Source organism: Streptomyces sp. NPDC014861 (assembly GCF_043081625.1).
GTDB lineage: Bacteria > Actinomycetota > Actinomycetes > Streptomycetales > Streptomycetaceae > Streptomyces.
This window is the reverse complement of record NZ_JBIBWV010000001.1, coordinates 733,554-753,799: the sequence shown is the minus strand read 5'-3', so window position 1 is coordinate 753,799 and position 20,246 is coordinate 733,554. Positions and strand designations below refer to the sequence as shown.

Annotated in this window: 14 protein-coding genes and 2 pseudogenes; 11 read left to right on the top strand and 5 right to left on the bottom strand. The window is 73.9% G+C overall.

Going from position 1 to position 20,246, the window contains the following annotated elements; genetic code table 11:
• The first annotated feature begins 215 nt into the window (after positions 1-215).
• From ACF1BN_RS03235 to ACF1BN_RS03225, 3 genes and pseudogenes are all read left to right on the top strand, one after another.
• On the top strand, positions 216-1,331 hold the full coding sequence (locus tag ACF1BN_RS03235) for an ATP-binding protein (protein ID WP_392329854.1): 1,116 nt from the start codon (positions 216-218) through the stop codon (positions 1,329-1,331).
• A gap of 56 nt (positions 1,332-1,387) precedes the next feature.
• Entirely contained in the window at positions 1,388-1,780 is a 393-nt protein-coding gene (locus ACF1BN_RS03230; protein WP_392329982.1) for a nucleotide pyrophosphohydrolase, read from the top strand.
• Positions 1,781-1,907: 127 nt separating this feature from the next.
• Positions 1,908-2,378 (top strand): annotated as a pseudogene (locus ACF1BN_RS03225) (DUF6099 family protein); the annotation flags it as partial.
• A 634-nt stretch (positions 2,379-3,012) separates the two neighbouring features.
• On the opposite strand, the pseudogene ACF1BN_RS03220 reads toward ACF1BN_RS03225, so the two are convergent.
• Positions 3,013-3,219 (bottom strand): annotated as a pseudogene (locus ACF1BN_RS03220) (hypothetical protein); the annotation flags it as partial.
• A gap of 251 nt (positions 3,220-3,470) precedes the next feature.
• On the opposite strand from ACF1BN_RS03220, the gene ACF1BN_RS03215 reads away from it, so the two are divergent.
• Both ACF1BN_RS03215 and mmuM read left to right on the top strand, forming a co-directional pair.
• Positions 3,471-4,394, top strand: coding sequence for an LLM class F420-dependent oxidoreductase (locus ACF1BN_RS03215; RefSeq protein WP_392329853.1), 924 nt, complete (start codon positions 3,471-3,473; stop codon positions 4,392-4,394).
• 7 nt (positions 4,395-4,401) lie between these two features.
• Complete coding sequence (mmuM, locus tag ACF1BN_RS03210; RefSeq protein ID WP_392329852.1) at positions 4,402-5,343, top strand: homocysteine S-methyltransferase; 942 nt, start codon at positions 4,402-4,404, stop codon at positions 5,341-5,343.
• 4 nt (positions 5,344-5,347) lie between these two features.
• On the opposite strand, the gene ACF1BN_RS03205 is transcribed toward mmuM, so the two are convergent.
• Positions 5,348-5,866: a hypothetical protein gene (locus ACF1BN_RS03205; protein ID WP_392329851.1), complete on the bottom strand. Its 519-nt coding sequence runs from the start codon at positions 5,864-5,866 to the stop codon at positions 5,348-5,350.
• A 76-nt stretch (positions 5,867-5,942) separates the two neighbouring features.
• Here ACF1BN_RS03205 and ACF1BN_RS03200 point away from each other — a divergent pair, with 76 nt between their 5' ends.
• From ACF1BN_RS03200 to ACF1BN_RS03180, 5 genes are all read left to right on the top strand, one after another.
• Positions 5,943-7,424, top strand: coding sequence for a 3' terminal RNA ribose 2'-O-methyltransferase Hen1 (locus ACF1BN_RS03200; protein WP_392329850.1), 1,482 nt, complete (start codon positions 5,943-5,945; stop codon positions 7,422-7,424).
• Positions 7,421-10,114 (top strand): polynucleotide kinase-phosphatase, encoded by a 2,694-nt coding sequence (locus tag ACF1BN_RS03195; protein ID WP_392329849.1) that lies wholly within the window; start codon positions 7,421-7,423, stop codon positions 10,112-10,114. The genes ACF1BN_RS03200 and ACF1BN_RS03195 overlap by 4 nt, the downstream gene beginning before the upstream one ends.
• A gap of 402 nt (positions 10,115-10,516) precedes the next feature.
• Entirely contained in the window at positions 10,517-11,749 is a 1,233-nt protein-coding gene (locus tag ACF1BN_RS03190) for an arginine deiminase (protein WP_392329848.1), read from the top strand.
• Positions 11,750-11,850: 101 nt separating this feature from the next.
• Positions 11,851-12,864: an ornithine carbamoyltransferase gene (gene argF, locus ACF1BN_RS03185; RefSeq protein ID WP_392329847.1), complete on the top strand. Its 1,014-nt coding sequence runs from the start codon at positions 11,851-11,853 to the stop codon at positions 12,862-12,864.
• A 91-nt stretch (positions 12,865-12,955) separates the two neighbouring features.
• The gene (locus tag ACF1BN_RS03180; RefSeq protein ID WP_392329846.1) at positions 12,956-14,404 is read left to right on the top strand and encodes an amino acid permease; all 1,449 of its coding nucleotides are present in this window, start codon (positions 12,956-12,958) and stop codon (positions 14,402-14,404) included.
• On the opposite strand, the gene ACF1BN_RS03175 is transcribed toward ACF1BN_RS03180, so the two are convergent.
• The 3 genes from ACF1BN_RS03175 to ACF1BN_RS03165 form a co-directional block, all read right to left on the bottom strand.
• Complete coding sequence (locus tag ACF1BN_RS03175) at positions 14,358-14,837, bottom strand: ATP-binding protein (RefSeq protein WP_392329845.1); 480 nt, start codon at positions 14,835-14,837, stop codon at positions 14,358-14,360. The two genes, ACF1BN_RS03180 and ACF1BN_RS03175, sit on opposite strands and share 47 nt — an antisense overlap.
• Before the next feature lie 409 nt (positions 14,838-15,246).
• Positions 15,247-16,071 (bottom strand): PaaX family transcriptional regulator C-terminal domain-containing protein, encoded by an 825-nt coding sequence (locus ACF1BN_RS03170; protein WP_392329844.1) that lies wholly within the window; start codon positions 16,069-16,071, stop codon positions 15,247-15,249.
• 4 nt (positions 16,072-16,075) lie between these two features.
• On the bottom strand, positions 16,076-17,908 hold the full coding sequence (locus ACF1BN_RS03165; protein WP_392329843.1) for an AMP-binding protein: 1,833 nt from the start codon (positions 17,906-17,908) through the stop codon (positions 16,076-16,078).
• Positions 17,909-18,581: 673 nt separating this feature from the next.
• On the opposite strand from ACF1BN_RS03165, the gene ACF1BN_RS03160 reads away from it, so the two are divergent.
• A complete protein-coding gene (locus ACF1BN_RS03160) occupies positions 18,582-20,138 on the top strand; it encodes an MFS transporter (protein ID WP_392329842.1) in 1,557 nt (518 codons plus the stop codon).
• Positions 20,139-20,246: the final 108 nt, after the last annotated feature.

Sequence of the window (20,246 nt, the reverse complement as noted above, 5' to 3'; positions counted from 1 at the left end):
GTGCGGGATCCGGTACGGGCGTTGCCGGCGCCGGAGCCCGTACGAGCGTGCCCACCCGTACTCCCACCACCCCTGCCCCCACCACCCCTGCCTCCACCACCCCTGCCTCCACCACCCCTACCCTCACCCGCACTCCAGCCTCGGCATCGGCCCCGACGCCCGCCCCCACGCCTCCTGGCCGGGGAGCCCCGTCCGGGGCCGAGGCGCAGGTCGTCGTGCGGCCCGTCGTGAGCGAGCTGCGCCTCTCGGCCTACGCCGGGCTCCGGCGTGCCGTCCACCCGCTGGGTCCCGTCACCCTCTTCGCCGGACCGAGCGGCAGCGGCAAGTCCACCGTCCTCGGCGCGTACGAGGCGCTGGCCCGGCTCGGCGCGGGGGAGCCACTCGGGGAGGTGTTCCCCGACCCTGCCTCCTGCGTCCCCGAGAGCGCGCAGCCCGACGCGCAGGGGCGCCGTGGCTTCCGCATCGGCTGCACGGTCGACGGACCTGTCGGCCCCGTTCGGCTCGACCTCGCCGTCCAGGCCGAACCCGAACTCCGCATCGTCGGCGAACGCCTCACCCGCCACGGCCGCACCCTCCTCACCACCGCTCTCAGGGATCCGGGCCGTACCACCGTCCAGGCCGCCTGGCTGACCGCCGGCAGCACCCCCGTCACCCGCGCCCCGTTCCCCGACGACCTCCTCGGCACCGCTCTCCTTCCGCTGCGCGTCGCGGGCGCCACCGAGGGGCAGCGCGAAGTGCTCGCCGCCGCCGAACAGACCTTGGTCGGCCTCCGCTCGCTCTTCCCCTGCGTCCCCGCGCCGGGCAGGATGCGTGCTCCCGTCCTCCCCGGTGAGGGCCGGCTGCTGCGCGACTGCTCGAACCTCGCCGGGGTCCTGCACCGCACCCACAACGCCTGCCCGCGCCGTCATCAGCGCCTGGCGGGCGTCGCCTCGGCGGGCTGCGCCGGTCCGGTCACCGGCATCGGCGTGCGGGAGCTGCCCGACGGAACCGTCCAGGCACTCCTCGCCCGTGGCGAGCGCCCCGCCACCCCGCTCGACCGGCTCGGCGACGGTGAACTCCGGTATCTCGCACTCGCGTTGACGCTACTCACCGGTCCGGGCGTCTACGCCATGGACCGGATCGCCGAGGTCCCGGACGCCATGCAGTGCCTCACCCTCCTCACCGACGACCTCGACAGGGGACTCGACTCCCGTCAGGTCGCCGCCCTCCTCGAGCTCACCGCGACCATCGCGGCCGACGGCCACATCCGGCTTGTTGGCTCGGTCGGGGAGAACGCGGCGGCGCAGGGCAGGCGGACGGCCGGGGTCGCGGTGGTAGACCTGACGTCGTGACGGACACCGAGCACGAGCACAGGCATGAGGACGTCGGCGGGCGCGAGGGCGGCTGCGTGGACGAGGGCGGTGGCGGGCACGACGTCGCCGGGCTCCAGCGTCGGCTCGCCGACTTCGCGGCGGCGCGCGACTGGCAGCCGTACCACACGCCCAAGAACCTGGCGGCGGCGCTCAGCGTCGAGGCGGCCGAACTCCTGGAGATCTTCCAGTGGTTGACGCCCGAGGAGGCGGAGAAGGTGATGGAGGACCCGGACTCCGCGTACCGGGTCGCCGACGAGGTCGCCGATGTCCTCGCCTACCTCCTCCAGTTCTGTCAGGGGCTGGGGATCGATCCGCTCGCCGCTCTCGCCGCCAAGATCGACCGGAACGAGCTCCGTTTCCCGGCCCGCAGAAGGGGCGGAACGGACGAGTCGGACAGGAATAGCGTTGATCGTCACTCTTCGGAGTGATCGCTTTCGCTCGATCGAGCTGCCTGTCCACAGATTTCCGAATTCCTCTGGTGCGGGGGCTCAGGCGGCCTCACTCTGGGTAGTGGACTGAAGGGAACAGCAAGTCGCACGAACGGGGCCGGAGTTGATGGAAGCGGAGCGACTCGTCCTGGCCGGCCTGCACGCGCTGGCCGAGAGCGGGACAGCACACGACATCGTGGCGGAGGCCTGGCAGGCGCGGGCCCTCGCCCAGGCGATAGGAAGTCACCTCGCGCTCTGCGGACCGCTGGAGCTGCGCGGTGAGGCACGGGGGCTCAGCGAGGCCGGGGAGTACCCGGCGTGGGGCACGGCCGGGCCCCGCGCCGCCCGGCTCACAGAGGTCGGTGACCCGCGCTCGGCGCTCACCGCTCTCGGTGAGCTCCTGGGGGAGGTCGGCATCGCCCTCGTCGGCGTGGCCTCGGTCACCGACGACGAGGGCCTGTACTGGCAGTGCATGGAGGCCATCGACGCGGCGGACGAAGCGGGCGACCGTGTCCGCGGCATGCTCCGGCGCCTCGAGGTCCGAGAACAGGGCCGGGCCCGCCCTCCCGACCCGCCCCCGAGCCGCGTCGGCCCCCCGTCGACCACCTCACACCCGAGGAACCCGACACCCCGCACGGCCCCCGAGCCCGAGCGGGACCCGTATCCATATCCGGATCCGAATACGGGTGCCGGCCTGGGGCCGGGGTCGGGGCGGAGACCGGGATCGGACCTCGGCCCGGCCTTGGGGACGGGCCCAGACCCGGACCCGCACCCGTCCTCGTCCCCCTACTCAGGCCCGTCCTCGTCCTCGTCCCCGTACTCAGACCCGTCCTCGTCCCCGGGCTCCGGGACGGATCCGGATCCGGATCGGCAGACCGGTGGAGCGAGGCAGACGGAGCGGGACGGGGCCCGAGACCAGGAGGAGGAGCGGGAGCGGGAGCGGGGACGCGACCGGGCCCGGGACCGTTGAGGGTCCCGGGCCCGGGCAGCGAGGGAGGGGAGGATCAGCGCTGCGGCTCGCCGTATCCTCCGGGGGCGCGGCCCTCACGACTGTCGCGGCCCTCATGACCATCGCGGTCCGCATGATTGCCACGGACCGCACCACGGTCACGGTCCTCGTGGCCGGCACGGCCTTCACGGACCTCATGGCCTTCACGGACCTCACGGCCCTCGTCGTCGGCGGGACGGCCGAGGGTCGCCTCCGGCTCGGGAGAGGCCTCAGGTTCGGGCGCCGCCTCCGGCTCCAGTCGGTCGACCGAGGACTGGAGGTCGGCGTCCAGCTGGGAGAGGTCGGCGGAGAGCGCCGCCATCAGCTCCTCCATCTGCTGGAGCAGTCCCTTCGGGGCTCCGGTCGGGGTTCCGGGGCCCGGCTGGTCGGGCACGGACTGCGGCACCGGCTGCTCGGGCAGCGCCTGCTCCGGCGCGGCTTCCTGGGACATCGCGGCCTCCTCGCCCCGGGCCCCGGCCGGCGTGGGCGGGAACACGGGAGAAGAACGACGCACCGGCTGCTGCCGCCGGCACGCGGGCCGGGCGGTCCGGCTCCGCCCCGGCAAACGACGAGCCCCGGTCACGGTCACTGGCCAGCGGTGACGCGTCCCGCCAGGGGGGACGGATATTCACCCGACCGAGCCGGACGGCACCGCGCGCTGACGCGCGGCTTGACACGCACCCTTCGGTGCAGGATGGAGGTATGGATCTTCGCATCTTCACGGAACCCCAGCAGGGCGCCGACTACGACACCCTCCTCCGGGTGGCCCGCGCCACGGAGGAGCTCGGCTTCGACGCCTTCTTCCGCTCCGACCACTACCTGCGCATGGGCTCGTCCGACGGGCTGCCCGGCCCCACCGACGCCTGGATCACGCTGGCGGGCCTCGCCCGCGAGACCCGGCGGATCCGTCTCGGCACCCTGATGACCGCCGGCACCTTCCGACTGCCGGGCGTCCTCGCCATCCAGGTCGCCCAGGTCGACCAGATGTCCGGCGGACGGATCGAACTCGGCCTCGGCGCCGGCTGGTTCGAGGAGGAGCACACCGCGTACGGCATCCCGTTCCCGAAGGAGAAGTTCGGCCGGCTGGAGGAGCAGCTGGCGATCGTCACGGGCCTGTGGGAGACCGAGGTCGGCAAGACCTTCTCCTACGAGGGGAAGCACTACCGCCTCACCGACTCGCCCGCCCTGCCCAAGCCCGCCCAGAACAAGATCCCGGTCCTCGTCGGAGGCCACGGCGCGACCCGCACGCCCCGGCTGGCGGCGCGGTACGCGGACGAGTTCAACATCCCGTTCGCCTCCCTGGAGGACACCCGGCGGCAGTTCGGACGCGTCCGGGCCGCCGCCGAGGAGGCCGGCCGGCGCGCCGACGACCTCGTGTACTCCAACGCTCTGGTCGTCTGCGTCGGCAAGGACGACGCCGAGGTGGCGCGCAGGGCCGCCGCCATCGGCCGGGAGGTGGAGGAACTCAAGGCCAACGGCCTCGCGGGCTCGCCCGCCGAGGTCGCCGACAAGCTCGGGCGGTACGCGGCGGTCGGCTCCTCCCGGGTCTACCTCCAGGTCCTCGACCTGGACGACCTGGACCACCTGGAGCTGATCTCCGCGCAGGTCGCGCCGCAGCTGGGGTGAGCAGCCGATGACACCGGCCCGGACGTTCACGCAGGCGCTCGCCGACGGCGTGCTCGTCCTCGACGGCGGGCTCTCCAACCAACTGGAGGCCCAGGGCCGCGACCTGTCGGACGCGCTCTGGTCGGCGCGGCTGCTGGCCGACGCGCCCGACCAGATCGAGGCGGCCCACACCGCCTACGTCCGGGCCGGTGCCCAGGTGCTGATCACCTCCAGCTACCAGGCCACCTACGAGGGCTTCGCCCGCCGGGGCCTCGGCCGCGAGGCCACGACGGCGCTCCTGCGCCGGAGCGTGTCGCTGGCTCGCGTGGCGGGGCGGGGCGAGGTCTGGGTGGCGGCCTCCGTCGGGCCGTACGGGGCGATGCGGGCCGACGGGAGCGAGTACCGGGGACGGTACGGGCTGTCGGTGCGGGCGCTGGAGCGCTTCCACCGTCCGAGGGTGGCGGCGCTCGCGGAGGCGGGGCCGGACGTCCTGGCCCTGGAGACGGTGCCGGACGCCGACGAAGCGGAGGCGCTGCTGCGGGCGGTCGCCGGGTGCGGGGTGCCGGTGTGGCTCTCGTACACGGTGGAAGGCGGTCGTACGAGGGCCGGCCAGGACCTGGCCGAGGCCTTCGCGGTGGCGGCCGGGAACGATCAGGTGGCGGCGGTCGGCGTCAACTGCTGCGACCCGGCCGAGGCCGCGGAGGCGGTGGCCCTCGGGGTCGCGGTCAGTGGCAAACCAGGGCTCGCCTACCCGAACAGCGGCGAGTTCTGGGACGCCCGGGCCGGCGGCTGGCGCGGCCCGGCGGTCTTCGGCCCGGCCGAGGCCCCCGCCCTCGCCGCCACGTGGGTCACGGCCGGCGCCAGGCTCGTGGGCGGCTGCTGTCGGGTCGGGCCGGAGACGATCGCCGCCCTCGCCGGAGCGAGGGGAGAGGGGGAGGGGGAGGCGGGAGAGGGTGGGGGTGGGGGGTGAACGGCTAGGGCCTCGGCGCCGGGGTGGGTGCCTGGACGTGGGTTCCCGGGGGGCACGGGCAGGGCCTGGGGGTGATCGTCGCGTTGTCGATGTGGAGGAGGACGGTGCCGTCGTCCGCGCAGCGGAGGGCCAGGGAGAGACGGCGGGGTTCGTCGGGCGGGGTGGTGGTGAGGGCGAGGGCGGCCTCGAAGAGGTCGTGGCCGTCGGGGCAGGTGAGGACAGGGGAGGGCTGGGAGGAGGAGGGGTGGGCGGAGGAGGGGTGGGCCGGGGAGGTGGGGGAGGGGTGGGGGTGGGCGGGGGAGAGGCGCCAGGGGTAGCCGTTCGGGTGGACGCCGCCGTCCTCGATGCCGAGAGGGAGGCAGCAGCCCTCGCAGAAGCATTCGTCGGCGACGACCTCGAAGCGGTTCCAGTCGCAGGCCGGGCAGACGAGGGGCGTGATCGCGGTCCGCTCGTCGGGGTGGCGGGCGGTGATCGTCGCCCGCAGGAGGGCCAAGAGCTCGTCGTCCGTCGCGGTGTCGTCCATGCAGGCATCCTCGCAGTCGCCGAGACCCCGGAAAATGCCTGGTGGGCGGGGTGGGGGCGTGTTCATACTCGGAAGCGTGTTCCTGACGATCAGTACCACCGGCACCCCGGAGCGACCCGCGACCGATCTCGGATTCCTGCTGCACAAGCATCCCGAGCGGGCACAGGCGTTCTCGACCTCGCACGGCACCGCGCACGTGCTCTACCCCGAGGCCACCGCGGAGCATTGCACCGCGGCGCTGCTCCTGGAGGTGGACCCCGTGGCGCTGGTGCGCCGCGGCAAGGGCAAGGGCCGGGGCGGCGCCCCGGACGCGGCCCTCGCGCAGTACGTGAACGACCGGCCCTACGCGGCGTCCTCGCTGCTCGCGGTCGCCCTCGCGCAGGTCTTCAAGACGGCGCTGCACGGCGTGTGCCGGGCGCTGCCCGAGCGGGCGGCGGAACCTCTGCCGCTGCGGATCGAGGTGCCGGTGCTGCCCGCGCGGGGTGGCGCGGAGCTGGTCCGGGCGCTCTTCGGGCCGCTGGGCTGGTCGACGGTGGAGGCCGAACCGGTCGTGCTGGACGCGGAGTTCCCCGAGTGGGGCGACTCGCGGTACGTGCGGCTGGTGCTGGAGGGCGACGGACTGCGGCTCGCGGACGCGTTGAACCAGCTCTACGTCCTGCTGCCGGTCCTCGACGACGCCAAGCACTACTGGGTGGCGCCCGACGAGGTGGACAAGCTGCTGCGGGCCGGCGAGGGCTGGCTGGCGGCGCACCCCCGGCGGGAGCTGATCACCACCCGCTACCTGTCGCGCCGCCGAGGTCTCGCGCGGGAGGCGTCGGAGCGGCTGGAGCTGCTCCGGCTGGCCGAGGTCGACGGGCTCGACGTCGAGGACGTCGACAACGCTGTGGACGAGACGAGTGACACGGAGGAGCGGCCGGTGCCGCTCGCCGAGCAGCGGCGTACCGCGATCCTGGCCGCCCTGCGGTCGGCCGGTGCCGCCCGGGTCCTCGATCTGGGCTGCGGGCAGGGGCAGTTGGTGCAGGCGCTGCTGAAGGACGTCCGGTTCACGGAGATCGTGGGCGTGGACGTGTCGGTACGGGCCTTGACCGTGGCCGCGCGCCGGATGCGGCTGGACCGGATGGGGGAGCGGCAGGCCGCCCGGGTCTCACTGGTGCAGGGCTCGCTCGCGTACACGGACAAGCGGTTGACCGGGTACGACGCGGCCGTGCTGAGCGAGGTGATCGAGCACCTGGATCTGCCGAGGCTGCCGGCCCTGGAGTTCGCGGTGTTCGGTTCGGCCCGGCCCCGGACGGTCGTCGTGACCACGCCGAACGTCGAGTACAACGTGCGCTGGGAATCGCTGCCCGCCGGGCACGTCCGGCACGGCGACCACCGCTTCGAGTGGACCCGGGCGGAGTTCCGGGAGTGGGCCGAGGGCGTGGCCGGACGGTACGGGTACGGCGTGGCGTACGCGCCGGTCGGGCCGGACGACCCCGAGGTCGGTCCGCCGACGCAGATGGCCGTGTTCACGCGCACGGGAACGGAAGACGACGAGAAGGCGAAGGGGGACCGGGCATGAGCGCCGACACGACCGACACGACCGACACGACCGACACGGGCGATGTGATCGACACGGGTGATGCGATCGACGGGGCTGATGCCGCCGAGACGGCCGGTACGAGCGGCGGAGCCGGTGCGGCCGGCGCGACCGGCGCGGCCGAGGGTGACGCCGTCGGCGGGAGGCGGCGGGTGCTGCCCGTCACCGATCTGTCCCTCGTCGTGCTCGTCGGCGCGACCGGCTCCGGCAAGTCGTCCTTCGCGCGGCGGCACTTCAAGCCGACCGAGGTGGTGTCCTCGGACTTCTGCCGAGGGCTCGTCGCGGACGACGAGAACGACCAGTCGGCGTCCCGCGATGCCTTCGACGTGCTGCACTACATCGTCGGCAAGCGGCTCGCGGCCGGCCGGCTGACCGTCGTCGACGCCACCAACGTGCAGCGCGAGGCGCGCCGGCAGCTGGTGGAGCTGGCGCGGGCGCACGACGTGCTGCCGATCGCGATCGTGCTCGACCTGCCCGAGTCGGTCTGCCGGGCGCGGAACGCGCTGCGGCCCGACCGGGCCGGCCTGCCCGATCACGTGATCCCCCGTCACCGCCGCGAACTGCACCGCGGGTTGAAGGGTCTTGAGCGGGAGGGGTTCCGCAAGGTCCACGTGCTGCGCTCGGCCGAGGAGGTGGACGCGGCGGAGGTGCGTACGGAGCGCCGGTTCAACGACCTGCGGCACCTGGCCGGTCCGTTCGACATCATCGGTGACATCCACGGCTGCCGGAGCGAGCTGGAGACGCTGCTCGGCCGGCTCGGCTACGTGGACGGCGCGCACCCGGAGGGGCGTACGGCGGTCTTCGTCGGCGACCTCGTCGACCGGGGGCCGGACTCGCCGGGCGTGCTGCGCCGGGTGATGGGCATGGTGGCGGCCGGGAACGCGCTCTGCGTGCCGGGCAACCACGAGAACAAGCTCGGGCGCTGGTTGAAGGGCAGGAAGGTCCAGCTGACCCACGGGCTCGCCGAGACCGTCGAGCAGCTGGAGCGCGAGCCCGCCGAATTCCACGACGAGGTGCGGAAGTTCATCGACGGACTGGTGAGCCACTACGTCCTGGACGACGGGAGGCTGGTGGTCTGCCACGCGGGTCTGCCGGAGAAGTACCACGGGCGTACGTCGGGCCGGGTCCGTTCCCACGCGCTGTACGGTGACACCACCGGCGAGACGGACGAGTTCGGGCTTCCGGTGCGGTACCCGTGGGCGGAGGAGTACCGGGGCCGGGCCACGGTCGTGTACGGGCACACGCCGGTGCCGACGACGTCCTGGATCAACAACACGATCTGCCTGGACACGGGTGCCGTGTTCGGCGGGCGGATGACCGCGCTGCGGTGGCCGGAGCGCGAGCTCGTCGACGTGCCCGCGGAGAAGGTCTGGTACGAGCCGGCCCGCCCCCTGACGTCGGACGCGCCGGGCGGGCACGAGGGCCGGCCGCTCGACCTGGCCGACGTCCACGGGCGGCGGACGGTGGAGACCCGGCACATGGGCCGCGTGGCGGTGCGGGAGGAGAACGCGGCGGCGGCCCTGGAGGTCATGAGCCGGTTCGCGGTCGATCCCCGGCTGCTCGCCTACCTGCCGCCGACGATGGCGCCGACTCCGACCGCGAGCGCGGAGGGCTACCTGGAGCACCCCGCGGAGGCCTTCGCGCAGTACCGGGCGGACGGTGTCGGGCGGGTCGTGTGCGAGGAGAAGCACATGGGTTCGCGGGCGGTGGCGCTGGTCTGCCGGGACGCGGACGCGGCCCGGGAGCGGTTCGGCGTCGACGGGCCGACGGGCGCGCTGCACACCCGTACCGGACGCCCGTTCTTCGACGACGGGGACGCCACCGAGCAGGTCCTCGCCCGGCTGCGGACGGCTGTCGGCGCGGCGGGGCTGTGGGAGGAGCTCGACACGGACTGGCTGCTGCTCGACGGCGAACTCATGCCGTGGTCGCTGAAGTCGGGCGGGCTGCTGCGCCACCAGTACGCGGCGGTCGGCGCGGCGTCCGGGGCCGTGCTCCCGCAGGCCGTACGGGCGCTGGAGGCGGCGGTCGCGCGCGGGGTCGAGGGGCTCGACGTCCTGCTGGCCGCGCAGCGCGAACGGGCGGTGGACGCGGGGGCGTTCACCGAGGCGTACCGGCGCTACTGCTGGCCGACGAAGGGCCTGGAGGGGGTGCGGTTCGCGCCGTTCCAGGTGCTCGCGGGGCGCGGGCGGTCGCTCGCGGACGTACCGCACGACACGCAGCTGGGGTGGCTGGACCGGCTGGTGGAGCACGATCCGACCGGACTGCTCCAGGTGACGCGGCGGATCGTGGTCGACACCGGCGACGAGGCGTCCGTCCGAGCGGGCACCGACTGGTGGCTCGGGCTGACCGGCGCAGGCGGCGAGGGCATGGTCGTGAAGCCGCTGGCCGCGCTCGTCCAGGACGGCTCGGGCCGCCCGGTGCAGCCGGGAGTGAAGGTGCGGGGCCGGGAGTACCTGCGGATCGTGTACGGCCCCGAGTACACCCGTCCGGAGAACCTGGCGCGGCTGCGGCAGCGCCACCTCGGCCACAAGCGTTCGCTGGCCCTGCGCGAGTACGCGCTCGGCCTTGAGGCGCTGGACCGGCTGGCGGCCGGCGAGCCGCTGTGGCGCGTGCACGAGGCGGTCTTCGCGGTGCTGGCGCTGGAGTCGGAGCCGGTGGACCCGAGGCTGTAGGCCCCCGGCGGCCGGGCGCCCGGCCTCGGGCCCGGCCTCGGGCCCGGCCTCGGGCCTCGGGCCCCGGGCCCGGCTCCGGGCTCCGGGCTCCGGCCCACGGCCCCTCGGGCCCCGGGCCACAGCCCCCGGGCCGCGGCCCCCGGCCCCGGGCCCCGGCCTCGGGCCTCGGGCCCCGGCCTTGGGCCCCGGCCTTGGGCCCCGGCCTCGGGCCCCGCCCCCCGGGCCCCCGGCCCCGGGCCCCGCCCCCCGGGCCCCCGCCCCCGGCCACGGGCCCCGCTCCCCGTAGGTGCGTGACAGGTCCCCGATGCCGGGGGAGGAGAAGGGTCACGGCCCGGGCGGTTCGCCGGAATTCGGTCGTGCGTGGGTCACGCGTCCGGCGGTTCGCTCCGTCAGGATGGGGCCATGGGATTCCATGTCGACTCCGAGACCGGCCGGCTCCGCCGCGTGATCCTCCACCGCCCCGATCTGGAGCTCAAGCGGCTGACCCCGACCAACAAGGACGCCCTGCTCTTCGACGACGTGCTGTGGGTGCGGAGGGCCCGTCAGGAGCACGACGGGTTCGCGGACGTGCTGCGCGACCGGGGGGTCGAGGTGCACCTCTTCGGCGATCTGCTGAGGGAGGTGCTCGACGTGCCGGCGGCGCGGGCGCTGGTCCTGGACCGGGTCTTCGACGAGAAGGAGTACGGGCCGCTCGCCGCCGACCATCTGCGGGCGGCGTTCGACTCGCTCGACACCGGGGTCCTGGTGGAGGCCCTGGTCGGCGGGATGACGAAGCGGGAGTTCCTGGCGGAGCACCGGGAGCCGACGTCGGTCCGGTTCCACGCGCTGGACCTCGACGACTTCGTGCTCGGTCCGCTGCCGAACCACCTGTTCACCCGGGACACCTCGGCGTGGATCTACGACGGGGTGTCGATCAACGCGATGCGGTGGCCGGCGCGGCAGCGGGAGACGGTCCACTTCGAGGCGATCTACAAGCACCATCCGCTCTTCACGGGCCCGGAGGCGGGGCCGTTCCACCACTGGTCGGAGGGGCAGGCGGACTATCCGTCGACGATCGAGGGCGGTGACGTGCTGGTCATCGGCAACGGCGCGGTGCTGATCGGGATGAGCGAGCGGACCACCCCGCAGGCGGTGGAGATGCTGGCGCGGGGGCTGTTCGCGGCGGGTTCGGCGCGGTCGATCGTGGCCCTGGACATGCCGAAGCGGCGGGCCTTCATGCATCTGGACACGGTGATGACGATGGTGGACGGCGACACGTTCACCCAGTACGCGGGGCTCGGGATGCTGCGCTCGTACACGATCGAGCCGGGTGACGAGGGGCAGGCACTGCGGGTGACCGACCATCCGCCGGAGCAGATGCACAGCGCCATCGCGGCGGCGCTGGGGCTCCAGGACGTGCGGGTGCTGACGGCGACGCAGGACGTGCACGCGGCGGAGCGTGAGCAGTGGGACGACGGCTGCAACGTGCTGGCGGTGGAGCCGGGGGTGGTGGTGGCGTACGAGCGGAACGTGACGACCAACACGCATCTGCGGAAGCGGGGCATCGAGGTGATCGAGATCCCGGGGAGCGAACTGGGGCGCGGGAGGGGCGGTCCGCGCTGCATGAGCTGCCCGGTGGTGCGGGATCCGGTGTGAGCGGAGGGACACCCGGAGGGCTGTATAAGCATGCTGTGTTATGTATACACTTCCAAGGTCTCTCCCCGTACCCGCCCGACCGCATCTCAGGAGCGCCCCTCATGGCCCTTCACCTCTCCGGCCGCCACTTCCTCAAGGAGCTGGACTTCACCGCCGAGGAGTTCCGCGGCCTGGTCGACCTCGCCGCCGAGCTGAAGGCCGCGAAGAAGGCGGGGAACGAGACGCAGCGGCTGCGCGGCAGGAACATCGCCCTGATCTTCGAGAAGACCTCCACCCGCACCCGCTGCGCCTTCGAGGTCGCCGCCGCCGACCAGGGGGCCACCACCACCTACCTCGACCCCTCCGGCTCCCAGATGGGGCACAAGGAGTCGGTGAAGGACACCGCCCGGGTGCTCGGCCGCATGTTCGACGGCATCGAGTACCGGGGCGACAGCCAGGCCACCGTGGAGGAGCTGGCCGCCTTCGCCGGCGTCCCCGTCTTCAACGGTCTGACCGACGACTGGCACCCCACCCAGATGCTCGCCGACGTGCTCACCATGGCCGAGCACACGGAGAAGCCGCTGGACGGCATCACCTTCGCCTACCTCGGCGACGCCCGCTTCAACATGGGCAACTCCTACCTCGTCACCGGCGCCCTGCTCGGCATGGACGTGCGGATCGTCGCCCCCGAGGCGTACTGGCCGGCCGAGGAGGTCGTCGCCGCCGCCCGCGAGCTCGCCGACGCGAGCGGCGCCACGCTCACCCTCACCGAGTCCGTCGCCGACGGTGTCCGGGGCGCCGACTTCGTCGTCACCGACGTGTGGGTCTCGATGGGCGAGCCCAAGGAGGTGTGGGACGAGCGGATCGCCGCCCTCGCCCCGTACTCCGTCACCATGGACGTCCTGCGTGCCACCGGGAACCCGGACGTGAAGTTCCTGCACTGCCTGCCCGCCTTCCACGACCTGGGCACGAAGGTCGCCCGCGAGGTGCACGACCGGCACGGGCTGACCGAGCTGGAGGTCTCCGACGAGGTCTTCGAGTCGGAGCACTCCGTCGTCTTCGACGAGGCCGAGAACCGGCTCCACACCATCAAGGCCGTCCTCGTCGCGACCATGGCGGGGTCCGCTGGAGCGTAGGATCGTCCTGCTTCAGGGGGGTCCGGGCACATATGCCCGGACCCCCCTGACGCATGTACGGCCAAGAACGGCACCACCGGCAAGACCAGAGATGAGAGCAGTGCCGATGTTCTCGCGGATCAAGTCCCCCCAGCAGCTGATCGCCGAATCCGGCGGTGACCTCGAAGGCCACAGCCTCAGACGCACCATGGGCCTCTTCCAGCTCGTGTGCTTCGGCGTGGGGGCGATCGTCGGCACCGGCATCTTCGTCGGCCTCGCCGACAGCGTCGCCGAGGCCGGACCCGCGGTCGTCGTCTCCTTCGTCCTCGCCGCGATCACCTGCGTGTTCACCGCCTTCTCCTTCGCGGAACTCGGCGGCGCGATCCCCGTCTCGGGCTCCTCCTACTCCTTCGCCTACGCGAGCCTCGGCGAGCGGGCCGCCTTCCTCGTCGGCTGGTGCCTGCTCCTGGAGTACGGCGTCTCCGTCTCCGCGGTCGCCGTCGGCTGGAGCCAGTACCTCGACGAGCTCCTCCACAGCCTCACCGGCCTCCGGCTGCCCGACGCGCTGGCCGCCGGCCCCACCGAGGGCGGGGTGGTCAACCTCCCGGCCGTCGTCGTCATCCTGATGGCCGCGACCCTCCTGGTCAGGGGCGTGCGCGAGAGCGCCCGCGCCACCGCCGCCATGTCGGTCCTCAAGATCGGCATCCTGATCGCCTTCTGCGCGATCGGCTTCTCCGCCTTCCAGGCCGGGCACCTCTCGCCGTTCGCCACCGAGGGCGTCGGCGGCATCACCGCCGGAGCCTCGGTCGCCTTCTTCTCGTACATCGGCTTCGACGCCATCACCACCGCCGGCGAGGAGGTGAAGAACCCGCGCCGGAACATCCCGCTCGCCATCCTCGTCTGCATCGGCGTCGTCACCGTGCTCTACTGCGCGGTCGCCCTCGCCGCGATCGGCGCGCTCGGCGCCGACGAGGTCGCGGACAAGCCGGCCGCGCTCTCCCTCGTCGTCGACCAGGTCACCGGTTCCTCGGTCGGCGGCGGGATCATCGCCTTCGGCGCGGTCGTCGCCATCGCCTCCGTCGTCCTCGCCGTCATGTACGGCCAGACCCGCATCCTGATGGCGATGTCCCGCGACGGCCTGATGCCCCGGGTCCTCGAACGGGTCTCCCCGAAGACCTCCACCCCCGTCGCCAACACGTGGATCGTGGCCGGGGTCTTCGCCGTCCCGGCCGCCTTCGCCCCGCTCGACGTGGTCGTCGGCCTCACCACCATCGGCACCCTCGCGATCATGGCCGTGGTCAACCTCGCGGTGATGGTGCTGCGCCGCCGCGAGCCCGGCCTCGCCCGCTCGTTCAAGGTGCCGCTGTACCCGCTGAGCCCGGTCCTCGGCATCGGCTTCTGCCTCTACCTCGTCTGGGGCACCGGCTGGCGCACCTGGCTCGTCTTCGCCTGCTTCCTCGTGGCCGGCGCCGTGCTGTACGCCGTCTACGGGCGCCGCCGCTCCCGCCTCGCGCTCACGCCCGCCGAAGGCTCCGCCGGGCGGGCACCCGGGGGAGCGTGAACCACACCGCCTTGCCGCCCGCGGTCGGTCGGTGGCCGCAGTCGCTGCTGAGCGCCCGGATCAGCAGCAGCCCCCGGCCGTGCTCCTGCCAGGGATCCACCTCGGCCTCCGGATCCGGGCAGACCAGCCGGCCGGGTCGGGCGGGATCGGGGTCGTGCACCTCGATCTGGCAGCCGTCCGGCGCGGCCAGCAGCTCCACGACCAGCTCGATGGGCCCGTCGCCCGAGGTGTGCTCGACCGCGTTGGCCACCAGTTCGGCGGTGAGCAGCTCCGCCGTGTCGCGGTCGGGCCGGTCGGCGACGGCGGCGTCGCTCCCGTCGAGGGCGTCGCGGACCAGGGCCCGGGCGAGCGGGACGGCGGCGGTCGTACGGGGCAGCCGGATCCGCCAACAGGCTCCTGGCGCGGCGGGTGAGGCACCGGTGACTTCGGGCATGGGGGCAGGCTCCCTGGGCCGGGGGGCGGACGGGCGACGGGGGAACGGAGCGGGACGACCCGAGACGTCCTGGTTTTAACCTTAGAGGGGGGTCGATTCCCGGCCACAGAGGCCCCCCTCCCGACCTCGCGGGACCCCCCTCCCGGCTCCGCGGGACCCAAGTCACCGCCGGGGCGGGACCTTCGGGGCCGCCCGTGCGGCGCGGGACGCGTGCCGCGGACCGGCGGGTGCGGCTTGCCGGCGGTGCCGCGGGCCGGTGGGTGCCGCTTGCCGGCGGTGCCGCGGGCCGGCGCGTGTCGTGGCCGTGGTTCTGGCCCGTGGCCCGTGCGTCGGGGGTGGTGGGGGCGATCGGGTGACCGGGCGCCGGGCGCCGGAGGCGGTACGTCGTGTGCCGCCGCGACGGTCCGCCCTACAGGTCCTTCTCCACCGCCCGTACGTGCTCCGCGCCCCGCTCCCACAGCAGCGCGTGCAGCTCCGCGAAGACCTCGGCCGACCGCCGCCCCGGCCAGCCGGCGGGCAGCAGCTCGGCCGGCAGCACCGGGTCCGCGTACGGAAGCCGGCGCCACGCGTCCAGGGTGAGGAGGTAGTCCCGGTAGGCGTCCTCCGCCGGGCGCCCCGGCGCCGCCCGCCAGGCCGCGAGGACCGGCTCGTGGCCGGCCAGGAACTCCTCGTGCAGCCGGGCGATCGCCGGCAGGTCCCACCAGCGGGCCACCGCCTCCGCCGTCGCCGTGTACCCCAGGTGCTCGCCGCGGAAGAAGTCCACGTACGCGGAGAGCTCCAGGCGCTCCAGGGCGTTGCGGGTCTCCTCGTACAGCCGGGCCGGCGCGATCCAGACGCCCGGCGCCGCCGTCCCGAAGCCGAGCCGGCCGAGCCGGGAGCGCAGCAGGTGCCGCTTGTGCCGCTCCTGCTCCGGGACCGAGAAGACGGCGAGGACCCAGCCGTCCGCCAGGGAGGGTTCCGTACGGGCGTAGATCCGCCGGTCGCCGTCCTCCAGGAGGCGTCGGGCGTCGTCGGAGAGGGCGTATCCGGCCGAGCCGTCGGGGGTCCGGCGGGGCAGCAGCAGTCCGCGCCGCTTCAGCCGGGACACCGAGGAGCGCACCGAGGGCGCGTCCACGCCGACCGCCGCGAGCAGCCGGATCAGCGCGGCGACCGGCATCGGCGTCTCCTCGGACGGTCGGCCGTAGGCGCCGTAGAGCGAGACGATCAGGGAACGGGGAGTGTGCTGCTCGGCCACGTGATCACTTTAGGCCGTGCGGGGCGGCCCGGCGGCTCCGGTCCGCCCCCGGTTCCGTGCCGCGCGCGTCCGGTTCCGTGCCGCGCCGCCTCGGGTCCGCTTCTCGCCGCCCCGGTTCCGTGCCGCGCGGGTCCGGTTCCGCTCCGCGGTCCGGTTCCGCGTCTCGTCGCCCCGGCTCCGCTCCGCGCCGGTCCGGCTCCGGGCTGGGGCCGGGGGCGTCGTCGCGCAGGCGGTGGCGCTGGAGCTTGCCGGTGGCGGTACGGGGGAGGGCGTCGACGAAGACGACCGCGCGGGGGGACTTGTACGGGGCGAGCCGGGCGCGGACGAAGGCGCGCAGCGCGGCGGCGGTGGCGGCGTCGCGCGCCACCCCCTCGCGTACCACCGCGTAGGCGGTGACGGCCTCGCCCCGCACCGGGTCCGGCCGGCCGACGACCGCCGTCTCGACGACGTCCGGATGGGCGAGCAGGACCTCCTCCACCTGGGGGCCGGCGATGGTGTGCCCGGCCGAGATGATCATGTCGTCGGCGCGGGAGACGTAGCGGAACCGGCCGCCGGGCTCGCGGACGTACCGGTCGCCGGTGAGGTTCCAGCCGTGCCGGACGTACTCGGTCTGGCGGCCGTCGGCCAGATAGCGGCAGCCGACCGGCCCGCGGACGGCGAGCAGTCCCTCCCGCCCGTCCGGCACCGGCCGCCCGTCCGGGCCCAGGACGGCGGCCTGCCAGCCGGGCACCGGCCGGCCGGTGGTGCCGGGGCGGCTGTCGGAGTCGGCGGCGGCGACGAAGATGTGCAGCAGCTCGGTGGCGCCGATGCCGTTGATGAGCCGGAGGCCGGTCCGGGCGTACCAGGCGGTCCACACCGCCTCCGGGAGGTTCTCGCCGGCGGAGACGCAGCGCCGCAGCGAGGAGAGGTCGGCGCCGGACCCCGCGTCGAGGAGGCGGAGCATCAGCCGGTAGACGGTGGGGCCGCTGAAGAGCACCGAGACCCGGTGCCGGCCGATCGCCGCGAGCAGCTGCTGGGGCCCGGCCCGGTCCAGCAGGACGGCGCTGGCCCCGGCGCGCAGCGGGAAGAACAGCAGCCCGCCGAGGCCGAAGGTGAAGGCGAGCTGCGGGGAGCCGGCGAAGACGTCGTCCGGGCGGGGCCGCAGGACGTGCGCGGAGAAGGTGTCGGCGACGGCCAGGACGTCGCGGTGGAAGTGGACACAGCCCTTGGGGCGGCCGGTGGTGCCGGAGGTGAAGGCGATCAGGGCCACGTCGTCGGCGGCGGTGTCGGCCGCCCGGTAGGGGCGGCCGGTCCGGCGGGCGGCGAGGGCGAGGAGGTCGTCGGGGCCGTCGCCGCCGTACGGGACGACGGTCAGGCCCGGTATGCCGGCGGCCCGCAGCTCGTCGAGGGCCTCCGCGGCGCAGAGTGCCAGGGAACAGGCGGCCGTCCCGGCGGCGAAGGCGAGTTCGGCGGCCCGCTGCTGGGGCGGGACGGAGACGGCGATCCCCCCGGCCTTCACGACCGCGAGCCAGCAGGCGGCGAGCCAGGGGGTGGTCGGCCCGCGCAGCAGCACCCGGTTGCCGGGTCGCAGGCCGAGGTCGCCGGTGAGCACGTGGGCGATCCGGTCCACGTGCGCGCGCAGCTCGCCGTAGCTCCAGACGCCGCCGTCCCCGTCGTGGAGGGCCGGCCGGCCGGCGCCGAACCGTTCCGTCGTGGTGTCGAGGAGTTCGGCGGCGCAGTTGAGCCGTTCGGGGTAGGCGAGACCGGGCAGCCCGAAGACCAGCCGGGGCCACTGGGCGGCGGGCGGCAGCCGCTCCCGGGCGAAGGCGTCGGTGTGTCCGGAGGGGGTCAGCTCCATGGTCCCTGCCCTCCGCCGTCGGCCCGGGGGCCGATACCAGGACGTATCGAATGCATGACGTACGTCATCAGTCCGCGACAAGGCGGGGTCGCGGCACCGCCAGGTCCGGGCCGGGGACGGCGACCGGGACGCCCGAGGGCGTCGAAGAGAGCCCACATGCCCGCATTCTCACCCGAACCCGACCGAAGCACCTGGCGGGGGAGGGCCGAGGGCGGGGCGCCGCCGGGGCGCCCCGGGGCGCCGCCGGGTGCGAGGGGTGCGGGGGTGCGAGGGTGCGGGTGCGGGCGGGCAGGGGTGCGGAGGTGCGGGAGTGCGGGCGTGCGGGAGTGCAGGGGTGCAGGGGTGTGGGGGCGTGGAGGCACGGTAGTGCGGAGGTGCGGTCTCGGGCTTCAGGCGTACGATGCGCGGCCGCACGCGTACGGCGTCGAGTGGCGGGGACGAGGCACCGGACCGGCATGGCCGTCGATGGCCGTCGATGGCGGTCGTACGGCTCGAGAACGTCTCTGCGCGGAGGGTCGTACCGGCCGAACTGGGCCCCGTCCGGCGCCTGGTGGCGACGGATGCGGGCGGTGCTTGATCGACTGGTCGTCAGCGGGGGCCGGGCTTAGGGTCGAAAGGTGGACCGACCGGCCCACGGCTCCTGCGGTGAGGGCGCTTGCGCCATGAACGAATCATGAGTAGCACACCGAAGCCGAAGACTCCGGCGGTGAACCCGACTTCCACCGGCTCGGGCGACGGCAAGGGCATCGCGCTCTTCGTCATCGCCTCCTGCCAGCTGATGGTCGTCCTCGACATCACCATCGTCAACATCGCGCTTCCGGACATCCAGCGCTCGTTGGACTTCTCGACCACGAGCCTGGCCTGGGTGGTCAACGCGTACACGCTGACCTTCGGCGGTCTCCTCCTGCTGGGCGGCCGCGCCGGCGACATCCTCGGCAGGCGCCGGGTCTTCATCTTCGGCGTCCTGCTCTTCGGGCTCGCCTCCCTGCTCTGCGGCCTGGCCCAGAGCGAGTGGCAACTCCTCGCCGCCCGGGCCCTCCAGGGTGTCGGCGGCGCCATCTCCTCGCCGACCTCGCTGGCCCTCATCACCTCGAACTTCGACGAAGGCCCCGAGCGCAACCGTGCCTTCGGGGTCTTCGCGGGCGTCTCGGCCGGCGGCGGCGCGATCGGACTGGTCGCCGGCGGCATGCTGGTGGAGTGGCTCGACTGGCGCTGGATCTTCTTCGTCAACGTGCCGATCGCCCTGGTCATCGCACTGCTGACACCTCGTCATGTCAAGGAGTCCGAACGCCATCCCGGCCACTTCGACCTCTTCGGTGCCCTGACGGCCACCCTCGGCATGGTCGCCCTCGTGTACGGCTTCATCCGAGCCGCCCAGGAGGGCTGGCGCGATGTGCTCACGATCGGCTCGTTCGTCGCGGCGGTGGTCCTCCTCACGGCCTTCATCCTGATCGAGCGCCGCTCGCAACAGCCCATCACGCCCCTGCACATGTTCGCCGACCGGAACCGCTCGGGCACCTACGCGATCATGCTCTGCCTCGCGGCGGCGATCTTCGGGATGTTCTTCTTCCTGACCCTCTTCGTCCAACAGGTTCTGGACTTCAGCCCGTTGCGCACGGGCCTCGCCTTCCTGCCGGTCAGCGCGATCATCGCGGTGGGCGCGGGCCTGACCTCCAACCTGCTGCCCCGCTACGGGCCGAAGCCCTTCATGGTGACGGGTTCGCTCCTCGCCGCGGCGGGACTCGCCTGGCTGACCCTCACCGACGTGCACTCGACCTACAGCGGCAGCATCCTCGGGCCGATCCTGGTCTTCGGCCTCGGCATGGGCCTGATGTTCGTCTCGCTGACCATCATGGCGCTGTCCAACGTCGAGCAGCGGGAGGCCGGCGCCGCGTCGGGCATCCTCAACGCGACCCAGCAGGTGGGCGGTTCGCTGGGCCTGTCGATCCTGGTCACCGTCTTCGGCACGTACAGCCGCGACGAGGCCGAGGTGCAGGTGCCCGCCTTCCTGTCCCAGGCGGGCCCCCTGGAGAAGGCCGAGTTCGCCCGTACCGGCGAGCTCCCGCCGCCCTACGCCGACCAGGTCCTCACCTCCGGCGTCTCCGCGGGCTTCGTCACGGCGGCGATCTTCGCCGTCGTCGCCGCCCTGATCGCCCTCTTCGTCATCGAGACCCGCGCATCCGACCTCGAACGCCTCAAGGGCGGCGGGGTCATGCCCGGCGGCGGATAGCGATGCCGGGCGCCTGACCGCCCGCGCCCCCGCGAGGGGACGGCCGGCGGCCCGCGCCCCCCGGCGGCCCGCGCCCTACCCGCTGGGACGGCTGACCGCCCACGCCCC